Source organism: Tenacibaculum maritimum NCIMB 2154 (assembly GCF_900119795.1).
In the GTDB taxonomy this organism is placed as follows: Bacteria; Bacteroidota; Bacteroidia; order Flavobacteriales; family Flavobacteriaceae; genus Polaribacter; species Polaribacter maritimus.
Genome location: NZ_LT634361.1, coordinates 2,689,575 through 2,713,208, shown reverse-complemented (window position 1 = coordinate 2,713,208; position 23,634 = coordinate 2,689,575). Strand labels below are relative to the sequence as shown.

Here is a 23,634-nt window from a genome sequence, read left to right as displayed (position 1 = left end):
AAGAATTGTTTAAAAAAATACCATAGAAATAATTTATATAAAAAAAACACCCTGTTCTTAGCAGGGTGTTTAAGTGATTTTAAATTAGAAATAAATTAATAAGCATCATCATGAACATTGGCAATTGCTCTACCAGATGGTTCATTCATATTTTTAAAAGCTTCGTCCCATTCTAAAGCTGTAGCGGTACTACATGCCACACTAGCCTCTTGAGGTACACTTAAAGCGGCAGTGTCACTAGGAAAGTGTTCTTCAAAAATAGAACGATAATAAAATTCTTCTTTATTTTGGGGAGTTTGTATTGGGAATTTAAACTTAGCATTAGCTAATTGTTCGTCTGTAACTTCCTTTTCAACAATTTCCTTTAAGGTATCAATCCAGCTATAACCAACACCATCACTAAATTGTTCTTTTTGTCTCCATGCCACACTTTCAGGAAGCATATCTTCAAAGGCCTTGCGGATCACCCATTTTTCCATGCGTTCACCATTAATCATTTTATCTTTTGGGTTGATACGCATGGCAACATCCATAAACTCCTTATCTAAGAAAGGAACGCGTCCTTCAATACCCCATGCCATTAAACTTTTGTTAGCTCGTAAACAATCATACATATGAAGTTTATCCAACTTACGAACTGTTTCTTCGTGGAATTCTTGAGCATTTGGAGCTTTGTGGAAATATAAATACCCTCCAAAAATCTCATCAGCGCCTTCACCGGATAATACCATTTTTATTCCCATAGATTTAATTACACGAGCCATTAAATACATAGGGGTAGAAGATCGGATAGTGGTAATATCATAGGTTTCTATGTTGTAAATAACATCTCTAATAGCATCAAGCCCTTCTTGAATAGTAAATTTTATTTCATGATGAATAGTACCAATATGATCAGCAACTTTTTGCGCGGCAGCTAAATCGGGAGAGCCCTCTAGTCCTACAGAAAAAGAATGTAATTGTGGGTACCAAGCTTCAGATGTATCGTTAGATTCAATCCTTTTTTGCGAATATTTTTTAGCAATAGCAGAAGTTACAGAAGAATCCAATCCCCCAGAAAGAAGTACACCATATGGTACATCAGACATTAGTTGTCTATGAACAGCAGCTTCTAGAGCTTCTCGAACTTCCGCAATACTTGTTTCGTTTTCTTTTACCGCTTCATAGTCAGTCCAGTCTCTTTTGTACCATTTTACGAATTTACCATCTTTACTAGACAGATAATGCCCAGGAGGAAATAATTCTATCTTGGTACAAATTCCTTCCAAAGCCTTTAGTTCAGAACCTACATAGAAAGTTCCATGCTGATCCCAGCCAATATATAAAGGGATGATTCCCATATGGTCACGAGCAATGAAATACTCATCTTTTTCAGTATCATATAAAGCAAATCCAAAAATTCCGTTCATTTCATCAACAAAATCGACTCCTTTTTCCTTATATAGAGCTAAAATAACTTCACAATCAGAAGCTGTTTGAAATTCATAACTACCTTCAAATTGTTTACGTAATTCTCTGTGGTTGTATATTTCTCCATTGGCAGCTAAAACTAATTTTTTATCACCGCTAAATAGAGGTTGTTGACCGGAAGCAGGATCTACAATAGCCAAGCGCTCATGCGCCATAATCACTTTATTATCACTATAAATACCACTCCAGTCTGGACCCCGATGTCTAATCTTTTTTGCCATTTCTAATACCTGAGGTCTTAATTTTTCAGAAGACTGCTTTAAATCAAATGCACATACAATTCCACACATAACTTTATATTTTAATCGATCATTTCGAATCAATATCGAAATTTTTGTTGTTTTTGTTTAATATTATGATGCAAATAACGATATAGTATTTATTTTTGAAAACTATGTCAGTCTTTTTAGTTTCATTTTTAAACTTTTTTTTATTTTAAAATTGTTAATTGTAATTTTTTTGATAAAATATAGCTCTTGTTACTAATGCTTTGTTAGTTAAAGATAAAAAAGAATAGATTTTTTTTGAAAAATTAAAAATCTATTATACATTTGTCACATAATGGTAAAACAAAACAACATATGGTGGTGGAACTCTCTTAATGAATAAGTGAGAAAAAACCTATATGTATATATTAAAATAAAAAGGCTTATCTCACGATAAGCCTTTTTATTTTGGTGAAAATTAAGATGTCAGCTCGAACGCAGTCGAGAAGCCATCAAAAAGAAAAGAGTTTAAAAAGGTTTTAACTGCGTTTAACCAGATATGTATGTAAATAATGGAAAAAATAGAATTTAAGACAATATCAAAAAAACAGTTGGCAGATACAATTACGCCAGTAAGTTTATATTTGAAGATAAGAGACAAATATGCTAATAGTTTGTTGTTAGAAAGTTCTGATTATCATAGTAAAGAGAATAGTTATTCATTTTTGTGCGTAGAACCTTTGGTAACTATTAAAGCAGAAGAAAACGAAATGTCTTTTTCTTATCAAAAGAAAGAGTTAGATAAGAAAGAAATCGGACGTAGTTTTTATGAGCAATTCGATCATTATAGTAGCTTGGTAAATGTGGATTGCACAGAAGATATAAAATCGTTTAATGGTTTGTATGGTTATACTACATTCGATGCGGTTCAATATTTTGAAACAATTGAGTTGAACTCGAAGAAGGCACCTTCGGAAATACCAATGTTGCAGTACAGTTTTTTTCGTTTTATCATAGCAATTAATCATTTTAAAAATGAAATGATTTTAATAGAAAATATACCAGAAGGAGAATTATCAAGATTGCTAGAAATAGAAAACTTAGCGAATTCTCAATCATTTGCAAAGTATCAATTCAATTTTGAAGGCGAGGAAACTTCAAATATAACAGATGAAGAGTTTAAAAATGGAGTACGTAAAGCAAAAGAGCATTGTAAAAGAGGGGATGTTTTTCAGTTGGTATTATCACGTCAGTTTCAGCAAAAATTTAAAGGAGACGAGTTTAATGTGTACAGAGCTTTACGGTCTATAAACCCATCTCCTTACCTATTTTATTTTGATTATGGGAGTTTTAAATTAATGGGATCATCTCCAGAAGCACAAATAAAAATAGAAGATAAAGAAGCAATTATTAATCCAATAGCAGGTACGTTCAGAAGAACAGGAGATGATGCAAAAGATACTGAGCTAGCCAAGGAACTGGCAAATGATCCAAAGGAAAATGCCGAGCATGTTATGTTGGTAGATTTAGCAAGAAATGATTTGAGTAAGCATGCAACTAACGTAACTGTGGAAACGTATAAAGAAGTACAATACTTTAGTCATGTAATTCATTTAGTTTCTACTGTTACAGGTAAAATTACAGGAAACCCAATAGAAATTGTTGGAGATACTTTTCCAGCAGGAACTTTGAGCGGAGCTCCGAAATACAAAGCAATGGAGTTGATTGATAAATATGAAAATCAAACAAGAGGCTTTTATGGAGGATGTGTAGGTTTTATAGGACTAAATGGAAATGTAAACCAAGCAATAGCTATTCGTTCCTTTGTAAGTAAAAACAATACGCTCTTTTATCAAGCAGGAGCAGGTATTGTGATTAATTCTAAAGAAGAAAATGAGTTGCAAGAGGTAAATAATAAATTAGCAGCGTTAAAGAAAGCATTGGTGTTAGCAGAAGAAATATAAATTCGCAAAAGGCATTATGAAAAAGAAGTAAAAAGAAGGATGCTTTATATTCAATACTAAAAAACATGAACATATTAATATTAGATAATTACGATTCGTTTACTTATAATTTGGTGCATTATGTAGAAGATATTACAGGAACGTTGCCAGATGTATATCGAAATGATGAAATATCAATAGATGAAATCAAAAGATATGACGGGATTATTTTATCGCCAGGTCCAGGAATACCAGAAGAAGCAGGAATCTTAAAAGAAGTGATAAAAACCTATGCGGGTAAGATTCCTATTTTTGGAGTTTGCTTGGGGCTACAAGCTATTACAGAGGTGTTTGGTGGTGAGCTGGAAAATTTAAATGACGTTTTTCATGGCGTGGCAACAGCAATGAAGGTAATACAAACGAACACAATAACGTTTAAAGATATTCCAGAAAAATTTGAAGCAGCTCGTTATCACTCTTGGATTGCTTCTTATAATAATTTTCCAGAAGAACTGGAAATAACTGCAATTGATGACAATAATAGTATTATGGCATTACGTCATCGAGAGCATCATTTAGAAGCAGTTCAATTTCATCCAGAAAGTATTTTAACACCAGAAGGGAAAACAATGATTCAAAATTTTATAGAGAGCATAAAAAAATAATGCCTTCTAACAGTAAAAATAAAAAGCTAATCTTTTCTTGAAAAGCTTCCTTTTTTATTGCAATACCATATAGAAAGAAATGAAAAAAATACTAAATACTCTTTTTGAACAGAAACGATTGACTAAAAATGAGTCAAAAGAAGTTTTAATTAATATCGCCCAAGAAAAATATAATACGTCACAAATAGCAGCGTTTATTACAGTGTTTTTAATGCGGCCTGTTTCTGTAGATGAATTATCAGGATTTAGAGAGGCTCTGTTAGAATTAGCGGTAAAAGTAAATTTATCAGATTTCAATACGATTGATTTATGTGGAACAGGAGGAGATGGAAAGAATACATTTAATATTTCGACATTAACTTCTTTTATTGTTGCTGGTACGGGAAATAAAGTGGCCAAGCATGGAAACTATGGAGTCTCATCGGCATCTGGTTCTTCTAATATGTTGGAATTTTTAGGTTATAAATTCACGAATGATGAGAGCCTTTTAAAGAAGCAGTTAGACAAGGCAAATATTTGCTTTTTGCATGCACCATTATTTCATCCTGCTATGAAAGTAGTAGCTCCTATTCGTAGAGAATTAGGAGTAAAAACATTTTTTAATATGTTGGGGCCTCTAGTGAACCCGAGTACGCCGCAAAACCAATTAGTAGGTGTTTTTAATTTAGAAGTTGCTAGGGTGTATAATTATATATTGCAAGAATGTAATATAAATTATGGAGTAGTGCATGCTTTAGATGGGTATGATGAAATTTCATTAACAGGAGATTTTAAACTGTTTACTAAAGATGCAGAACAGCAGATTTCACCTGCAGATTTAGGGCAAAAACAAATTTTACAATCAGATATTTTTGGAGGAGATACTGTTGCGGAGGCTGCTGAAATCTTCATGAATATCATTAACGGAAAAGGAACAAATGAACAGAATAATGTAGTGTTAACGAATACAGCATTTGCATTAAAAACTTTTGATAAAAATAAAACTTTTGAAAGTGCTTTTGAAGAGGCCAAAGATTCATTATTTGGGTTGAAAGCAAAGGAGGCGCTTCAAAAACTTATAGGGTAATTTTGGGCTTGTAAATAAAAAAGGAAAGAAACCATATTCCTTTTTATGATGTAATAGATACATTATTAAAAGCAAAAATTCGTTAAAGAACGATAAAAGAGTACAATATGACAATTTTAGATAAAATAATAGCATTTAAAAAGAAAGAGATTGCGAAAATTAAAACGGAAGTTCCTGTAAAAAGGTTGGTAGAAAGTCCGAACTTCAAAAGAGCAGCAGTTTCCTTGAAAAAATCACTATTAGCTCCGCATTCAACGGGGATTATAGCAGAGTTCAAACGCCAGTCTCCTTCAAAAGGAATTATAAACGATACTTCTTCTGTAGCAGAAGTAACAAATGGATATTTGAATGCAAATGTGGCAGCACAATCTATTTTGACAGATACTTCCTTTTTTGGAGGGACGATGGCAGATTTAATGGAAGCAAGAATAATTAACCAACAAAAGCCAATTTTAAGAAAAGATTTTATTGTTGATGGATTCCAAATTGTAGAAGCAAAGGCCATTGGAGCAGATGTAATATTGTTAATAGCAGCTTGCTTGACAAAGCAAGAACTTAAAAATTACGGACAGTTAGCAAATGATTTAGGGTTGGAGGTATTGTATGAGGTACATACTCAAGAAGATTTGGATAAAATAGAACTAGACAATAAAATTATTGGAATTAACAATAGAAATTTGAAAACATTTGAGGTAGATTTAGAAAATTCAATTGCTTTGGCAAATAAAATTCCAGAGAGTTGTATTAAGGTTTCAGAAAGTGGTATTTCAGATCCTAGAGTGATCATGGGGTTAAAAGAATATGGATTTAATGGTTTTTTAATAGGAGAAACTTTTATGAAAACAGAAAACCCAGGAGAAGCTTGTCAAGAATTTATAGATCAATTGAAATAAATAGAACGGGCTGTATGGCTTTTAAAATAGGAAAAGAGATGAAACTAAAAGTCTGTGGAATGAAATATATAGAGAATATTCAAGAGGTAGCGGGAATACGTCCTGATTATCTAGGCTTTATTTTTTATGATAAATCGAAACGAAATTTTGAAGGGATCATTCCAGAACTCCCAAAAAATATTAAGAAAACAGGTGTTTTTGTAAATGAATATATAGAAATAGTGGTATCTCTTGTAGAAGAATATCAATTAGAAGCAGTTCAATTACATGGAGACGAGTCAGTAGCGTATGTTCAAGAATTAAGAATATATTTACCGAATATAGAGATTATAAAAGTATTTGGAATTAAAGATGATTTTGATTTTGCTTTACTAAAGCCTTATGAAAAAGAGGTAGATTTTTTTCTATTTGACACTAAGGGGAAAGAACGTGGAGGAAATGGAGTTACTTTTAACTGGGATGTATTAGCGAAGTATAATACAGCGAAACCCTTTTTTTTAAGTGGAGGAATAGGATTGGATGAGGTGAAGGCTATTAAAAACTTAGAAAAAACAAAATTGCCTATGTATGCACTAGACGTAAATAGCAGGTTTGAAACAAAAGCAGGATTTAAATCTGTAGAAAAGCTTAAAGAGTTTAAAATGCAATTAAATAAATAGTTGTTTAGAGCATGATTTGTAGTTTTAAATTATAAAAAAAATAGAGGACTTATATATTATTAGACACACAAGTATTTAAAATAAAAATAACACGACCAATGAAATTTCAACCTAATAAAAATGGTTATTATGGGCAATTTGGAGGGGCATTTATACCAGAATTGTTGTACCCAAACGTAAAAGAATTAGAAGATAATTATTTGAAAATTATTGAATCAGAAGCTTTTCAGAAAACGTATAAAGATTTATTGCAACATTATGTAGGTAGGCCTAGTCCATTATATCTAGCAAAACGTTTATCAGAAAAATATGGAGCTACTATTTATTTAAAAAGAGAAGATCTGAATCATACAGGAGCTCACAAAGTAAATAATACCATTGGTCAAATTTTAGTGGCAAAACATTTAGGGAAAACTAAAATTATAGCGGAAACAGGCGCAGGGCAGCATGGAGTAGCCACGGCAACAGTTTGTGCATTGATGAATTTAGAATGTGTTGTTTTTATGGGAGAAACCGATATAAAAAGGCAAGCACCAAATGTAGCGCGTATGAAAATGTTAGGTGCAAAGGTAGTTGCTGCAACTAGTGGGAGTAAAACATTGAAAGATGCTACTAATGAAGCTATCCGTTATTGGATTCAGCATCCTGAAACATATTATTTGATAGGATCTGTTGTTGGACCGCATCCATATCCTGATATGGTAGCTCGATTACAAGCGGTAATCTCGGAAGAAATGAAAGAGCAGCTAAAAAAGCAAACAGGTAAAGAAAACCCAGATACGATTATAGCATGCGTAGGAGGTGGGTCTAATGCAGCGGGTGCTTTTTATCATTATTTAGAAGATGAAGAAGTGGAATTGATAGCCGTAGAGGCAGCGGGTTTAGGGGTTAATTCTGGTGAAAGTGCAGCAACTTCTCAGTTAGGAGGAATAGGGGTAATTCATGGAAGTAAAACAATTTTAATGCAAGATGAGTATGGGCAAATTGTAGAACCTTATTCAATCTCTGCAGGATTGGATTATCCTGGAGTAGGGCCATTACATGCTTATTTACATGAAACCAATAGAGCAAGGTTTATGAATGCTACTGATAAGGAAGCTTTAGAGGCAGCTTACGAATTAACAAAAATTGAAGGGATTATTCCTGCTTTAGAAAGTGCGCACGCATTAGCTGTATTACCTAAGATGTGCTTAAAAAAGGATCAAGTGGTTGTAATTAACTTGTCCGGAAGGGGAGATAAAGATTTAGAAACATATATTAAGCATTTAGAAGACTAATTGCTTTTATAAAAAATTAAAAGTTTTGGCTTTAACAAAATACTAAGACTTGATGATTAAGAATGAACTCTGATAGATGAACTGATACAACTGAATAAAAATGAACTCAATTACAAGTATATTTCAAAAAAAAAATAAAAACCTGCTTTCTATTTTCTTTACAGCAGGCTTTCCAAAATTAGAAGACACAACATCGGTTATTCGTGAATTAAGTACAAGTGGTGTTGATTTTATAGAAGTAGGATTACCATATTCAGATCCTTTAGCAGATGGACCTACTATTCAACATAGTAGCAGTGTAGCCTTGGAAAATGGAATTAATTTAGACATTATATTTCAACAATTAGCAGTTATTAAAGGATCTAATAAAACACCTTTGGTGTTGATGGGATATTTGAATCAAATGATAACGTACGGAGAACATGAGTTTTGTAAGGAGGTAAAGAAGTGTGGAATAGATACAGTAATTATTCCAGATCTACCTATGGTAGAATTTGAGAATCATTATCAAGAGCTATTTAAAAGTTATGGAATAACAAATGTATTTCTAATAACGCCTCATACTTCAGAAGAGCGAATTCGTAAAATAGATGCTTTAACAGAAGGATTTATTTATGTAGTGGCTTCTGCATCAATAACAGGAGCTAAAGGAGAAATTTCTGAGCAACAAGTGAATTATTTTAATAGGATAAAAGAAATGAACCTGAAAAGTAAATTAATTGTAGGGTTTGGTATTTCTGATAAAAAGACTTTTGCAACTGCTTGTGAATATATGAATGGAGCAATTATAGGCTCTGCTTTTATAAAAGAACTTGCCAAAAATGGGGTACTAGGAATTAATAAATTTATAAATGAAATCAGGTGAGATTTCTAGGATAATAGAGAGAGAACTACTCAAAAAATAAGTTGATGATTTAGTTTAAAAAGAATTATTTTTGTTCTAGATATTTAATAGCTTATTTTATGAAATCCCCAAGTTTATTACCGTTAATTTTTTTTACTAGTGTCTTATCTTTTTTAACCTATGGACAAGAAGTTTCTCTAAAAACAATTTTGCCGAGTTCAATTCAAGAAACTTCTGGCTTAATAAAAATAGACGGGAAACTAATTACTCATAACGATTCTGGTTCAAAACCAGAGTTATATGAGTTTGATGACATAACAGGGGCTGTTACTAGAATAGTTACAGTAAAAAATGCAACGAATATTGATTGGGAGGATCTTGCTAATGATGATGATTATATTTATATAGGTGATTTTGGGAATAACTTTGGAAATAGAAGAGATTTAAAGGTATATCGTATTCCTATTACCGATTATTTAGGAACTACTGATGATACAGTAGAAGCCGAAGAAATAAAGTTTAAGTATTCAGAGCAAACGGATTTCTCATCAAACGCATATGCCACAAATTTTGATGCAGAAGCTTTAATTGCTTACAAAGATGTCTTATATCTTTTTACCAAGAACTGGGTGAATTCTCAAACTAATATTTATGCGCTTTCCAAATCTCCTGGAGCTTATGAAATTAGTAGCATTGGTAGTATAAATGCCCAAGGCTTTGTAACAGGAGCTGATTATAATCAGATTTCAAACACAGTGATACTCACGGGATATGCTCCTAATGTAAATTTTATCATAGAAATTAGAGACTTTAATGCAACGAATTTTTCTAATGGAAATATTCGCCGTTATACGATAACGCCACCTAATAATACTTCTACTCAAATAGAAAGCATTCTTTCTATAAGTGAAGACGAGTACTATTTAACGTCAGAGAGCTATCAAAGTAAGTCACCTGCTTTGATAAAGTTAAATTCTAAAACCTTATCCATAAATGACCCAATAAAGAAGCCATTTATATTGGGCCCTAACCCATCTGAAGATATGATAACAATTCAAGGGTATAATTTCTTAAGGACAAAAATTTATGATTTGAAGGGGCAATTTTGTAAAGAAGTTACTGGGAAAGAAATTTATATAGGAGATTTGAATAAAGGAACTTATCTTTTTTATATAAAGGAAGTGAAAAGTGACAAGTATGTTATTGAGAAAATAATAAAGAATTGATGCGAATCATAAAAAGACTTATCAATAGAAACTTATTCTAAGATTATATTAATTTTTAGTTATGATTTTGAATAAAAAGGTGTAGTTTTTTTTAAAATACTAACTAAATTTCTATTTTGCACCTATTCTAATATAAAAGACATCTATGAGGAAAATGCAAGCGCTGATTTTAATTCTTTTTTTTATGTGTAACTTTTCAGTAGCTAATGGTAAACTGATTCGAAAGCCAGTAATTAGTCCTGATGCTACCCGAATGGCATTTTCATATCATGGTGATATTTGGGTATATAATTTTCGTAGTAAGGAGACTAAGAGGTTGACTATTCATCAAGGATACGAAAGTAATCCTGTTTGGAATCCTAGAGGAAATAAAATAGCATTTTCTTCTAATAGGCACGGAAATGATAATGTTTTTACGACTTCTATAAATGGAGGAATCCCAAAGCAATTAACGTACTATCCTACAATGAATATTCCAACAGATTGGACTAATGAGGGCACTATTGTTTTTAAAACCGCGAGGGTTTTTAAAGGACCAGAGTGGGATGCACAAATATATACAGTTAAAGAAGATGGAGGAACACCAGAAAGGCTTCTTACTGCTTATGGTGAAATGGCAACGGTTTCTCCTAATGGAAAATTAATAGCTTTTGTAAAAGGTGCATGTCGTATTGCGCGTGAAGATTATTCAGGAGCAGCACAGCGTGATGTTTGGATTTATAATACAGTAACTAAAAAGTATATTCAAATTACAACTAGCATTAAGAATGAGCATTCTCCTCAATGGGATGAAAAAGGAAACCTATATTACATAGGAGCAGAAAGTGGGCGTTATAATATTTATAAGCAAAGTATTTCTAAAAAAGGAACTAAGAAAGGTGAGTTTGTTCAGTTGACTGATTATCAAAAAGATGGAGTTCGTACGTTTTCTGTAAGTAATGATGGGACTGTAGTATATTTAACAGGCTTAGAGCTTTATAGAATAGAAAAAGATAAAACGGAAAAAATAACCATAGATATTAATTCTGATAATCATTTTGATTTAGAAGAAACCAAAACGGTGTTAAACGGAGTGAGTAATTATGCAATTTCTCCTAATAGAAAAAATATAGCAATAGAAGTTGGAGGAGAAATTTTTATCAAAAAAAACAATAAAGATAGAAAACAATCTAATAATATAAGTAAACATTTTTTTAGAGATAAATCTCCGACTTGGTTGAATGATAAAACAGTTGTATTTCTTTCGGATAGAGAAGGAAAATTTGAAATATATAAAGCTACATCAAAGGATACCTTGGTCGATTTGGATAGAAGTTTAAAAGTTGAAGTTACTAAATTGATTGCGAGTCATGAAGATGTAGAAATGATTGTGATATCACCCGATAAGAAAAAAATAGCCTATCAAGTTGGTTTAGGAAAGTTATTTATAGGAACGTTTGATAAGGGAGAAATTAAAAAAGAAGAAATCTACTCAAATTCGTGGGCACCTGCAAAAGGAGTGTCATGGAGTCCAGATAGTAAGTTTATAGCATATTCACAGGAAGATCTAAATTTTGACAGCGAAATTTTTATTCAATCCGTTGAAAATAAAAAGGTAAAAATGAATGTTTCCATGCATCCAAGAAGTGATTTTTCTCCTGTTTGGAGCGCAGATGGAAAGAAATTAGCATTTTTATCGAATAGGAACGGTATTAATAATGACGTTTGGATGGTTTGGCTAGATAGAAAGGATTGGGAAAAATCAAAGATAGATCATGAAGAAGGAGCATACTACCCGGAGGAAACGGATTTAGATGAAAAAAAATCCAAAGAGAAAAAGATAAATGTAAAAATAGACGAGAATGAAATTTATAATCGTTTAGTGCAGGTTACATCGTTACAAGATGAGGAGTATAACCCTATGTTTAGTGAAGATAGTGATTTTATGTATTTTACAGCAACAGATCCTATTAGTAAAAAACGTAACTTATATAAGATCAAATGGGATGGGAGTAACCCTAAATTTATAAAAGGAGCTACAAAGGCAAATAACTTTAAAAGAAGTGGGGGGAAAGTTTATTTTACTTCAAATGGAGGAATCAAAGAATTAGATATGAAATCTGATAAGATCATTCCTTTGCCTCATAAAGTTACATATACGGTTAATGTTAAAAAAGAAAATGAACAAGTTTTTAATGAAGGGATTCGCGCTTTAACAGCAGGGTTTTATGATCCAGATTTTCATGGATATAATTGGAAAGGTTTGGTGAAAAAATATAAACCATGGGTGCTTTCAGCAACAACTCAACAAGATTACTCATATATGTATAATTTATTGTTAGGGCAGCTGAATGCGAGTCATATGGGATATAGAGGAACAAACAAAGAAAAGGTAACCAGAGATAATGTAGGTCTTTTGGGTTTAGAAGTATCAAATCAACCCAAAAAAGGAGTTCGTATAAATTATGTATTGCCAAACTCTGTAGCAGATAAAATACAAAGTAAGCTAAAAGTAGGGGATATTATTACAAGTGTAAACGGTCAAATGATTGATGAAAACACGAACTTTTATAGCTTGCTAAAAAATACATTGGATACTGAGATTTTATTAACGTTATCAAATCATGAAGAAGTCATTATTCGCCCTCAAGGAAGCTTGCGGAAGTTGCAATATGAAGCATGGGTAGCTTCTCGTAAGAAGCTAGTAGATAAATATTCTGATGAACAATTGGGATATATTCACATACAAGGGATGAATATACATAGTTTTGAGCGTTTTGAGCGCGAGTTAAAAGCGAGTGGCTATGGAAAAAAAGGCATTGTAATTGATGTTAGGTATAATGGAGGTGGATGGACAACAGATCGCTTAATGGCGGTTTTGAATGTAAAGCAGCATGCTTATACTGTTCCTAGAGGAGCTACTAAGAGTTTAAAGAATCATAAGGAATTTGAAAACAATTATCCGTTTAATGAACGTGCTATTTTATCAGTAAATACAAAACCTTTAGTGGCTTTGTGTAATGAGAATAGCTATTCAAATGCTGAAATCTTTTCACATGCCTTTAAAAATTTAGGATTAGGGAAATTGGTAGGACAACCTACTTTTGGAGCTGTTATTTCTACAGGAGCAAAGATTTTACAGAACGGATTTATTCGTATGCCTTTTAGAGCTTGGTATGTGAAAAACTCAGGTGAAAACATGGAAAATGAAGCGCCAGCAGTACCTAACTTTTTAATAAAGAATGCTCCTGGTTGGAAAGATCGAGGAGAAGATGCTCAGTTAAAAAAAGCAGTGAATGTATTGTTAAAAGAAATTGGATAAAAAAAGCCCCAGAATTCGTTATTCTGGGGCTTTTTTAGTGAGCATAATTTCAGAGTAGTGCCAATTATTTTTTAATTATTTTTTGCACCATACCTTTTCCATTATTACTTATTTTTAACAAATAAATACCTTTTTTTAAATCAGTAAGATGAATCATTTGTTTGTTTTTAATTGCTCCAAATTTTATAGGTTGCCCCATTAAGTTAACAATAGTGAATCGAGCATTTTTAGAATGAATACCTGTTACTATAATAGATGAGTTTGTAGGGTTTGGAGAAACTTTCAGATGCATTCCAGCTGTTGTATTGTAGTGTATTGTTTTTTGTTGTGCATCAATAATGTTGACAGTATAATCTTCCACTTCCCCGTCTTCAAAATTTTCACAAGGATCTGGTGATCCGTTATATTTCATAGATACGCGCATTCTTGTTTTTCCAACACGAGCACTAGCAGGAATTGTTACTTCTGAAGTTCGATAGGTTGCACTCTTGGAAGAGTTAGACATCACTTTTTCACTTGTTTCAAAAACACCATTTTGATTATAGTCAATCCATACCGTAAATGCTTCAGAATAAGCTGAACTAGCAAAGCCTGCACTTACTGTTAATGTAGTGGTAGTTTCCTTTGCTATGGTAGCTATTTTAGAAGTAAAATCAGCATATCCGCTATTAGCAGCCGTTGAATTTGTCATTCCTCCAAAAGAAACGTAATCAACCCATTCATAGCTAACTCTATTTCCTTTGGATTTGCAGTAGTTTATTTCGTTCCCTAAGGTTTCTATGCTGATAAGGTTACTAGGAGTAGAGCTGTTACTAGCAATATCTTTAGCGATCACATAAAAATCATAAGTTGTTTTTGGTGTCAAGCCTGTAACGTTATAGGTTGTGTTTTCTACAGAAGCGATTTTCCGATTTTCTTGATAAATTTCGTATTCACTAACTTTGATATTATCGGTAGAAGGAGTCCAATTTAATACTAAGGAAGTTGCTTCAATAGTATTAGCACTTAGATTTGAAGGAGGGGTAGGAGCTATTGTATCGGGTTGTAAATTTGCGATATTAACAGTGTAATCTTCTACTTCTCCATATTGAAAAGTGGTTTCACAGGCTGTTGGTGTAGCATTATATTTCATAGAAACCCGCATTCTTGTATTTCCTGATAGTGCAAATGAAGGAACGACAAAAGAAGCGTTAATAGAAGTGTTTTTAGATGGGGGTTTTGTGATGATGGTTTCTCCATTATCAGAGAAATCTCCATCTTGATTGTAATCAATCCAAACCCCATATCCTTCGTTATAAGTACTTCCTGTCCATTTTGGGACAATAGTAATAGTATTCGAAGTGCCTTTTTGAATTGTTGTATTTATAGCAGTAAAATTGCCATACCCTTCTCCTTCAGAAGCATTATCAATAGTACCTAAAGTAACTTTTTGAATGTACTCATCAGAAACGGTAATCCCCTTTGAGTTACAATAATTAACAGAAGTCGTTGTAATATTTATTGGAGGGGCATACAAAGAAGTATTCGTGTTACATTTTGAACGAACTTGTACTTCATAAGTGGTTGTTGGAAGTAAGTTTGTAATCGTATATAAAGTATTTTCTATATCGGTAACTGATGTCCATTGAAGCGCATTCATTTTTCTATATCTAAGATCATATTTTGCAGAAGTTGGACCGTTCCATTTTAGTGTAATATTATTACTGGATACGTTGGTTGTTATAATGTCTTTAGGAGTGCTTACCTCGCAAGGTAAATTAATACCGATAATTTTGAAATCATCTATAAAGTAACCATCGTAGGTAGTAGAGTAACTCTCTTTTTTATTATTAGCATCAGATTTAAACCTGAATCTGAAAAAAACATTAGTAGCATTGAAAAGAAAGTTATTATTGTTACTATCTATTACAATTTCTTCCATTATCCAAGTATCCATTTGATCTCCATCATAAACTCTTCCTGAACTATTTGTTTCTTGAAAAGATTGGCTAGTATTACTTTTTTGAGAATGAGAGTTATTACTAGATAAAGTAGCATTTGGTTTATTATAATTGCCACATAAAGATTGCCAGTTTGTACCATTGGTAGAAGCTTGTAATTCTACAAAATCGAAATTCCTTTCAATGTCCCATTTAGCATAAAACTGGACTATTGTTTTACTATTATTCGAAAAATTATAAGAATCTTTACTAGTAAGAAGGCTTGTGTTATTATTAGGATAAGGACTACTACTATTGCTTCTGAGCGCTGTACTTCCAGAAAAAGCATCGCTAGTAGTGCTTACCCATCCGTTGCTATTCCAGTTAGACAAACCATTAGTATCAGGATTGTCATTTAGTAAAATAGCAGGTTGGTAATATTTTTCGAAGTTGGCATTGTAGAAAACTCCATCCTCGTTTGATAATGTTACATTATACGCGATCTTATCATTAGGAGAAATGGTATTGTTTAATGTTAGTTTTGCCGTCACTTTTTGCTGTGTGAGAATATCCAATCCAGAAATTGTACTAGGAGAAGTTATGGTGCTGATATTGTTAGAAATAGGAGTTACTGACAGTGTGAAATTACTAGGGGTTTGGCCTATACGTTCTATACCAAAAGTTATATTTGAATTGAGTGTATTGATATCACTTTGTGTCAAATCATGTAGTTTTGCATATTTACCAGCTTGATATGCACTCATTAGGTAAATTCGAACTGCTCTTTTTGCAATAGGAACTATTTCAGAAGGAGATGGCCAAAACCCACTACTCCCATGCTCAGGGGTTGTTGAAAGGATCTTTTTTCCAGATCCTATAGCGCCGTTTGCATCAGGATTTCCTCCAACCATCCAATCATCAGCCACTCCATTAGCAGGAGAAAATATAGTAGCACCTGAGATGTATCGATTGTACTTAGTCATATCTTCATGCCACTTATGCATTTCATCTTCTCTACCAGAAGCAAATGTTGGGTTTCCTCCATATGGATGAGGAATAGCGTTTGCGAAGGAGTGGTTCATCAAGCAAACTTTGAAATTTTTATTCAAAACAAAATCTCTTAAAATTTGTGATTCGGGCTCAGAGAAAGGAGCAGGCCCTCTGTAAGATTCGCTACCAGGATATCCAGAAGATCCGCTACCAGCATTTCCCCAGAAGTAATCAAAATTCCTATTCAAGTCCACTCCAGAGCCACCATTATCAGGTCTTAAGTTTTTTCGTTGCATTCCGCCTCCATTAGGAGCTATTTCTTCATTCAATTTTAATCCATCTGGATTTACGATAGGGATAAAATATAGTTCGTTAGTATCTACCAGGTTTTTGATAGCGGTATCTGTTTCATAATTCTCTAATAAATACCACATAAAATAGATATTACTCATTAGGCTACTAACCTCTCTAGAATGAATCATTGAAGTGTATAATATTTGAGGTTTTGATCCTTCTGGAATGTTTTGGTTTCCAGTAATTCTAACATAATATATAGTTTGCCCTTCCCAAGTGGTTGTACCCTCTTTTTTTCCGTATGTTTTTTGGTGAGTAGGAGAAGCATCTAATTTGGCTGATATTAGGTGAGGAAATTTGGCATGCATTTCATCGAGTTCTGCAATGGTTTCACTTACTGTTAAGCAACCTCCCATAGACCCTAAGTTAAAGTTGTTAGGTACTGTCCAATCTACTTCGTTGCAATCATTGTACTGCAAACTACTATTAGCATTAGTAGAAGAAGAGTTTCTTTTGTTTAAATTATTTCTCTCTTTTCTTTGTTGCAAATCATGAATAGCTTTGGGCAAATCTTCTGAGATTCTTTCCTTATAAAAAGAAGTAACATTTTCAATGAGTATATTGTAAGGAATTTTCTCTTTTTCTAAGATAAAAAGTTCTTTTTGAGAAACTTCCAATTGAAGGCTGTTTGCTTTATGAACAGCGCCGCATCTGAGATCTATTCCATTTTTAATTAAAGTTTGTTGAATTTTACGAGTTGGATTTTTAATAATAATTCTTTTACTATGTTGTTGAGAAAATAAAAGTCCATTAAGGAATAAGCATAAAATGAATAGGGGGATTTTGCTCATATTGATTGAGTTTTTACGGGGGTTACACATTAAATCAAGTTAAAGTTCTGACAAAATATTAATATAAGCAAAGATCGTCGATTAAGTTATTGTAAACTTGACACAAGGTTTTTCTTAGTCTTTGGAAAATAGCAAAAAAGAAAGTTATTTTATTTTCAATAATTATTGAAAGTTTAGTTAAAAAAAACTATATTTGCCTTATGAACTTAGAAGATGCAAAGTTAAAGTACATTCATACCTGGGGGAGTTTAGCGACGAATTGGGGAATTAATAAAACAATGGCACAAGTACACGCTTTATTGTTAGTTTCAACAACGCCTTTATCTGCTGAGAATATCATGGAAGCACTTAAAATATCTAGAGGTAATGTGAATATGAATGTAAGAGCTTTGATAGATTGGGGAATTGTAAGAAAGGAGTTCATAGCAGGAGAGAGAAAGGAGTTTTTTGTAGCAGATAAAGATATTTGGGAACTGTTTAAGCAAATTACCAAGGAGCGAAAAAAGAGAGAAATAGAACCCGTTTTAAAAATTTTACAAGAACTTCAAGATGAGGTGGAAGAAACTTCAGAAGAAGTTACAAAGTTTAAAAAAGTAATGCGTGATTTGTCATCGGTAACAACGAAGGTAAATGGAATTTTAGATAAAGTAATAAAAGCTGATGAACATTGGTTATTATCTAATTTTACTAAAATTATAAAGCGATAAAAAAATTTAAGAACAATGTTTCAATAAATTCTGAAAGTATGAAAATAAATATATTAATAATCACTTGGATAAATAGAGTAGGAATAGTTTTCTTTTATTTTCCTTTTGCGAAAGTAGTGATAAACTACTTTGTCATACGGATATTGCATGGGGAGTCTGTATTACCTGCATATATATGAACGTATATTATAGAATTTAAAAAAGAAAAAAATGGCTGTTCTCTAAAATAGCCAAGAAATAAATTAATAATAAATATTATGAAAATAGTAATCGCTGGGGGAAATGGATATTTGGGAAAGTTGCTCGTAAATGAATTTAAAAAAGAAAAAGAAAATATTATTTATATACTGACTAGAACGCAGCAAGTAAATATTGATAATGTGCATTTTTTATGTTGGGATGGGGTTTCAAAAGGGTATTGGACACAATTTTTAGAAGGAGCGGACGTATTAATAAATCTAGCAGGTACATCAGTAAACTGTAGTTATACAGTAAAAAATAAGAAAGCTATTTACCAGAGTAGAATAGAAAGTACGTCGTTATTGTGTAAAGTTGTTCAACGTTTGAAGCATCCTCCTAAGGTATTTATCCAGACTTCCTCAGCAACTATTTATAAGCATTCAGAAAAGAAATTAATGAAAGAAAAAGATGGAGATATAGGAACAGATTTTTCAATGGATGTGTGTAAAAAATGGGAGGCAGTATTTAATACTTACAGGTTTCCAAAAACAAAGAAAATTATAACCAGAACAGCAATTGTACTAGGAAATAAAGGAGGGGCTTTTCCATTGATGAAGAGAATGGCAAAATTTGGTTTAGGAGGAAGGCAAGGAAAAGGGAGTCAGTTTATAAGTTGGGTTACAGAAAGAGATTATGTAAGAGCCATTAAATTTTTAATAAATAAAGAAGAAGGAATTTATAATTTGTGTGTGCCAAACCCGATAAGAAATGTAGATTTTCAAAAAAAACTAAGGAGAAAACTAGGAGTTTATTTTTATATAAATCTTCCGTATTGGTTATTGAAAATAGGAGCTATTGTTATGAGAACAGAAACAGAATTACTTTTAAAAAGTAGAAAGGTGTTTCCTGAAAAGTTATTGCAGCAAGGTTTTCAGTTTGAAGAGGATCAAATGGATAGTTTTTACGCCAATATTTTTAAAAAGTAGAAAATAAATGAGTGATATTTTATATGAGAATAACTAACAAAGTACTCTTAGTTTTAAGAGTGCTTTGTTAGTTGGGTACAATCTTCTAATTATTTTTTCTTACATATTTCGTCTATACTGACCACCTACCTTAAATAAAGCTTGCGTAATTTGACCGAGAGAGCAGTATTTAGTAGCTTCCATTAATTTATCAAATAAATTTTCATTTTGAATAGCAGCTTCTTGTAAAATAGCCAATTGCTCTTCTACTTTTTGGGTATTGGTTTTGTGAAGTAATTCTTTTGTTTGAATTTGGAATTGCTTTTCTTCTTCTGTTGCGCGTATAACTTCTGCAGGTTGTACAGTAGGAGAACCCTTAGAGCTAAGGAAGGTGTTTACGCCAATAATGGGGAATTCTCCTGTATGTTTTAGCGTTTCGTAGTACAAGCTTTCCTCTTGTATCTTAGAACGTTGGTACATGGTTTCCATAGCACCTAAAACTCCGCCGCGCTCTGTAATTCTATCAAACTCCTCTAAAACAGCAGCTTCCACTAAGTCTGTAAGTTCTTCAATAATAAAAGAACCTTGAATTGGATTTTCATTTTTAGCTAACCCCAATTCTTTGTTAATAATTAACTGAATAGCCATAGCCCTACGTACTGATTCTTCGGTAGGAGTGGTAATGGCTTCATCGTAGGCATTTGTATGCAAAGAATTACAGTTATCGTAAATAGCATACAACGCTTGTAAAGTAGTACGAATATCATTGAAGTCAATTTCTTGAGCGTGTAGTGATCGGCCAGAAGTTTGAATATGGTATTTTAACATTTGAGCTCTTGAATTAGCATTGTATTTATATTTTAATGCTTTTGCCCAAATTTTACGGGCAACTCTACCAATTACCGAATATTCAGGGTCAATTCCGTTGGAAAAAAAGAAGGAAAGATTAGGGCCAAACTTGTCAATGTCCATACCACGGGACAAATAATATTCAACATAAGTAAATCCATTTGCTAAGGTTAATGCTAATTGCGTAATAGGATTGGCTCCAGCTTCTGCAATATGGTATCCTGAAATAGAAACAGAGTAGAAGTTACGAACTTGTTTTTCAATAAAATACTCTTGCACATCTCCCATTAATCGAAGTGCAAATTCTGTAGAAAAAATGCAGGTATTTTGTGCTTGATCTTCTTTTAAAATATCAGCCTGCACTGTTCCGCGGACTTGTGCTAAGGTAGCCGTTTTAATTTGGGCATAGGTTTCAGTAGGTAATATCATATCACCAGTTAAGCCGAGTAGCATCAATCCTAAGCCATTATTTCCTTCGGGAAGTTCTCCTTGGTATTTTGGTCTATCTAAGCCCTTCGAATCATAAATTTCTTTAAATTTGGCTTCTACTTCCGCCTCTAAACCATGTGTTTTGATATACTTTTCGCAATTTTGGTCAATAGCGGCATTCATAAAGAACCCAAGTAGCATTGGAGCAGGCCCATTAATAGTCATAGAAACAGAAGTCATAGGGTGGCTTAAATCAAAACCAGCATACAATTTTTTAGCATCGTCTAAACAGCAAATAGAAACACCAGCATTTCCAATTTTGCCATAAATATCAGGCCTATGACCAGGATCGTTTCCATAAAGAGTAACACTATCAAAAGCAGTCGATAAACGCTTTGCAGGCATGCCTAAACTTACATAATGAAAGCGCCTGTTTGTTCGTTCAGGGCCGCCTTCACCTGCAAACATCCTTGTAGGATCTTCCCCAGTCCTTTTAAAAGGGTACAATCCTGAAGCGTAAGGAAATTCCCCAGGAACATTTTCTTGCAAGTTCCAACGTAACAGATCTCCCCAAGCTTGGTATTTTGGTAGGGCTACTTTTGGAATTTGAGAGTGAGCAAGTGATTTGGTGTGTGTAGCTATTTTAATTTCTTTATCGCGTACTTTAAAAGTATAAACAGGATTCTTATACTTTTGAACTTTTTCTTGCCAGTTTAAAATAATTTCCCAATTGTGAGGATCGAGATTTAGTTTAACTTTTTCAAATTGAGCTAATAAGAGCTTTAAAAATACTTCCTCCTCTTTAATGGTATTGTTAGTTAAAATAGCATTCTCATTGAAACCAGCTTTGGTAATTTCTATAGGAAAATTTACAATCGAAGTTATGGTTTGGTAAATACCATAGAGTTTTTGAGCAACATTCACTTGCTGATGTACTTTTTTATCGTATGTTCTATTGTTCTCTGCTATTTCAGATAAATAACGAACTCTACTTGGAGGAATTACAAATATTTTTTCAGACATTTCTTTTGTAATTTCCATTTTTGATGTTAGGTCAGCACCTGTTTTTTCAACCAATTTATCCATAATACGTTTGTATAACGTATTCATTCCAGGATCATTAAACTGAGAAGCAATTGTACCAAAAACAGGCAAATCATCCATAGAAACTTCCCATAGATTGTTATTTCTCATGTATTGTTTCTTTACATCGCGTATAGCATCTAAAGCACCACGTTTATCAAATTTATTAATAGCAACTAAGTCCGCAAAATCGAGCATGTCAATTTTTTCCAGTTGTGTCGCAGCTCCAAATTCGGGAGTCATGACATATAAAGATGTATCAGAATGCTCTATAATTTCTGTATCAGATTGCCCAATTCCAGAAGTTTCTAATACAATTAGGTCAAATTCGGCAGCTTTTAAAACTTCAACAGCTTCATTTACGTATTTAGATAGAGCTAAATTTGATTGACGGGTAGCAAGCGAACGCATATAAACACGCTTGTTATTAATCGCATTCATACGGATACGATCTCCTAGTAAGGCTCCACCTGTTTTTCGTTTAGAAGGATCCACAGAAATTAACCCAATGGTTTTTTCAGGAAAATCCATCAAGAACCTTCGAACTAATTCGTCAACTAATGATGATTTTCCTGCTCCGCCAGTTCCTGTAATTCCTAAAACAGGAGTTGTTGTATTCTTATTTTTCTCATGTATGACATCTAAGGCTTTTTTTGCAACCTCAGGAAAGTTTTCTGCTGCGGAAATAATTCTAGCAATGCTTCCTATTTCTTTTTTGGAAAGAGAATTTACCTCGTCTTGTAGCTCGTTTCCAATAGGAAAATCAGAAGTTTTTACCAAATCATTAATCATTCCTTGCAATCCTAGTTCACGCCCATCATCAGGAGAATAAATACGGGTAATACCATAATCCATTAATTCTTTAATCTCTTCGGGAAGAATGACTCCTCCGCCACCTCCAAATATTTTAATATGGCCTGCTCCTTTTTCTTTTAGCAAATCATACATATATTTAAAATATTCAGTATGTCCCCCTTGGTATGAAGTCATGGCAATAGCATTGGCATCTTCTTGAATGGCACAATTGACTACTTCTTCTACGCTTCTATCATGTCCTAAGTGAATTACTTCAACGCCTGTTGATTGAATAATTCTTCGCATAATATTAATAGCCGCATCATGGCCATCAAAAAGTGATGCTGCTGTTACTATTCTTACTTTATAGGTGGGTTTATAAGGTGCTATTTGTTCCATTCGTAAAATTTATAGAAAATTAGATTTGCAATTTAAATAATTTTCAAAGAAATCAAATAATTAGTAGTAAATTAGTAAAATAATTAGTGAGTTTTTTTAAAATAATTTTATTTGTAAGGTTTTAAGTGAAGGGTGTTCTTTTTTATAAAGAACCAAGAAGGGGATAGGAGTTGAGTTATTTAAAGAGTAAATATAGCAGAGGTACTTTATGAAAAATATAGGAATTAAAAATACTTGATGAAAGCCCATTTTTTTCGGGTTTGAGTATAATAGAAATCACATTCATTTTGATAAGCTTCTTTCTCAAAACTTAAGTTTTGATAAGCAACGTATCCATTTTTATATTTTAAAAACTTAACGAACCATTCTATGCCATATAAGAGATAAAAAAAGATAATCAGCAATTCTAATTGCTGTTTTAGATGAATTTTTTCGTGATTAATAAGTATAGGATCTTGCTTTAGATCTTTTCTTTTTAAAAAGATAAAAGGATATAGGGTAGTGCCAGCAAACCCCTTCGGAACCATATATTTCGAAACAAAAATCATTACTATTTTCAGTGCAATAATATCACCAAATTACTATTTTTGATTGAAAAAAAACGAAATAGCAACAAAATAAAA

At 32.7% G+C, this 23,634-nt stretch carries 14 protein-coding genes; 11 read left to right on the top strand and 3 right to left on the bottom strand.

Annotated elements, in window-relative coordinates:
• Window positions 1–95: 95 nt before the first annotated feature.
• Window positions 96–1,760 carry an asparagine synthase B gene (gene asnB, locus MARIT_RS12065; RefSeq protein ID WP_024740419.1) on the bottom strand — a complete coding sequence of 555 codons (1,665 nt, stop codon included), beginning with the start codon at window positions 1,758–1,760 and terminating at the stop codon, window positions 96–98.
• Between the two features lie 488 nt (window positions 1,761–2,248).
• On the opposite strand from asnB, the gene MARIT_RS12060 reads away from it, so the two are divergent.
• From MARIT_RS12060 to MARIT_RS12020, 9 genes are all read left to right on the top strand, one after another.
• Window positions 2,249–3,640: an anthranilate synthase component I family protein gene (locus tag MARIT_RS12060; protein WP_024740418.1), complete on the top strand. Its 1,392-nt coding sequence runs from the start codon at window positions 2,249–2,251 to the stop codon at window positions 3,638–3,640.
• A gap of 65 nt (window positions 3,641–3,705) precedes the next feature.
• Entirely contained in the window at window positions 3,706–4,284 is a 579-nt protein-coding gene (locus tag MARIT_RS12055) for an anthranilate synthase component II (protein ID WP_024740417.1), read from the top strand.
• Window positions 4,285–4,363: 79 nt separating this feature from the next.
• Window positions 4,364–5,350: an anthranilate phosphoribosyltransferase gene (trpD, locus tag MARIT_RS12050; protein ID WP_024740416.1), complete on the top strand. Its 987-nt coding sequence runs from the start codon at window positions 4,364–4,366 to the stop codon at window positions 5,348–5,350.
• Between the two features lie 107 nt (window positions 5,351–5,457).
• A complete protein-coding gene (trpC, locus tag MARIT_RS12045; RefSeq protein ID WP_024740415.1) occupies window positions 5,458–6,243 on the top strand; it encodes an indole-3-glycerol phosphate synthase TrpC in 786 nt (261 codons plus the stop codon).
• Between the two features lie 38 nt (window positions 6,244–6,281).
• Window positions 6,282–6,902 carry a phosphoribosylanthranilate isomerase gene (locus tag MARIT_RS12040; protein ID WP_100212040.1) on the top strand — a complete coding sequence of 207 codons (621 nt, stop codon included), beginning with the start codon at window positions 6,282–6,284 and terminating at the stop codon, window positions 6,900–6,902.
• A 98-nt stretch (window positions 6,903–7,000) separates the two neighbouring features.
• The gene (trpB, locus tag MARIT_RS12035; RefSeq protein ID WP_100211641.1) at window positions 7,001–8,179 is read left to right on the top strand and encodes a tryptophan synthase subunit beta; all 1,179 of its coding nucleotides are present in this window, start codon (window positions 7,001–7,003) and stop codon (window positions 8,177–8,179) included.
• A gap of 100 nt (window positions 8,180–8,279) precedes the next feature.
• A complete protein-coding gene (trpA, locus tag MARIT_RS12030; RefSeq protein WP_100211640.1) occupies window positions 8,280–9,044 on the top strand; it encodes a tryptophan synthase subunit alpha in 765 nt (254 codons plus the stop codon).
• A gap of 98 nt (window positions 9,045–9,142) precedes the next feature.
• Window positions 9,143–10,249: a secretion protein gene (locus MARIT_RS12025; RefSeq protein WP_100211639.1), complete on the top strand. Its 1,107-nt coding sequence runs from the start codon at window positions 9,143–9,145 to the stop codon at window positions 10,247–10,249.
• Window positions 10,250–10,394: 145 nt separating this feature from the next.
• Window positions 10,395–13,550: a S41 family peptidase gene (locus tag MARIT_RS12020; RefSeq protein WP_100211638.1), complete on the top strand. Its 3,156-nt coding sequence runs from the start codon at window positions 10,395–10,397 to the stop codon at window positions 13,548–13,550.
• 64 nt (window positions 13,551–13,614) lie between these two features.
• On the opposite strand, the gene MARIT_RS12015 is transcribed toward MARIT_RS12020, so the two are convergent.
• Complete coding sequence (locus MARIT_RS12015) at window positions 13,615–17,604, bottom strand: M14 family metallopeptidase (RefSeq protein WP_162288614.1); 3,990 nt, start codon at window positions 17,602–17,604, stop codon at window positions 13,615–13,617.
• A gap of 200 nt (window positions 17,605–17,804) precedes the next feature.
• Between MARIT_RS12015 and MARIT_RS12010 the strand changes: the two genes are divergently transcribed.
• Window positions 17,805–18,311, top strand: a complete 507-nt coding sequence (locus MARIT_RS12010; protein WP_024740408.1) for a GbsR/MarR family transcriptional regulator — start codon at window positions 17,805–17,807, stop codon at window positions 18,309–18,311.
• 257 nt (window positions 18,312–18,568) lie between these two features.
• A complete protein-coding gene (locus tag MARIT_RS12005; RefSeq protein ID WP_231975145.1) occupies window positions 18,569–19,477 on the top strand; it encodes a TIGR01777 family oxidoreductase in 909 nt (302 codons plus the stop codon).
• Between the two features lie 99 nt (window positions 19,478–19,576).
• Here MARIT_RS12005 and MARIT_RS12000 read toward each other — a convergent pair whose 3' ends face one another.
• Window positions 19,577–23,011: a methylmalonyl-CoA mutase family protein gene (locus MARIT_RS12000; RefSeq protein ID WP_100211635.1), complete on the bottom strand. Its 3,435-nt coding sequence runs from the start codon at window positions 23,009–23,011 to the stop codon at window positions 19,577–19,579.
• Between the last annotated feature and the right edge of the window lie 623 nt (window positions 23,012–23,634).